The 803-nt window shown below is 70.6% G+C and carries 1 protein-coding gene; it reads right to left on the bottom strand.

Annotated elements, in window-relative coordinates; all coding sequences use genetic code 11:
* A partial coding sequence (locus tag ACCC94_RS29885) for an ABC transporter permease (RefSeq protein ID WP_413353196.1) occupies positions 1–803 on the bottom strand: 803 nt, incomplete at both ends.

Raw genomic sequence — 803 nt, forward strand, 5'->3', positions numbered from 1 at the left:
GCCGTTGCCCCGGCGAGAGGCGCAGCGCGATGGCCGCCTCGGTGAGTTGCGGCGGCAGGCTGGCGATGCCGCGCTGCGTTGCCAGCAGCAGAGGGAAGAAGGCGGCCAGGCCGACGAACACCACTTTTGCCAGCTCGCCAAGGCCGAACCAGGCGGTGAGCAGCGGCACCCAGGCGAAGATCGCCACCTGCCGCAGTGCCGCGAAGGATGGGCCAAACAACCTTTCCGCCGGCCGCCACAAGCCCAGGCCGAGCCCGAGCAGGAAGCCCAGCGAGCCGCCCAGCAGCAGGCCGGCGAGCGTGCGTTGCAGGCTGGCGAACAGCGCGACGATCAGGCTGTTGTCCAGCAGGCCGTCCCATAGCGCGACGGCAACCGACGCGGGACTGGCGAGAATCGCCGGATCGACCCACTCCAGCGCGCTCGCCGCCTGCCAGATCGCCAGCAGGACCAGCGGCAGCAGCCAGGGTTGCAGGCGCTCCCAGCCCTGCCCCGCTGTGCTCCTGCGGAACTCGCCTGCAGCCTGCTGCGGCCAGTGCACCAGCCTCCGGTCAACTGCCTGGATGCCACGGTCCATGGCCGCACCCACCAGGCCGATGACCAGGATGCAGACGAACACGATGTCAAGCATGAACAGCTGGCGCGCCTGCACCATCAGGTAGCCGATGCCTTCGCTGGAGGCCAGCAGCTCCACGGCCAGCAGCGAGGTCCAGCCCTGCGCCAGGGCCAGGCGCACACCGGTGAGGAAAGCCGGCAGCGCCGCCGGCAGGATCAACCGCCACAGCAACAGCCGGCGCGGCAGGCGC

It is taken from the genome of Pseudomonas sp. Pseusp97 (assembly GCF_047304025.1).
Classification (GTDB): Bacteria; Pseudomonadota; Gammaproteobacteria; order Pseudomonadales; family Pseudomonadaceae; genus Pseudomonas.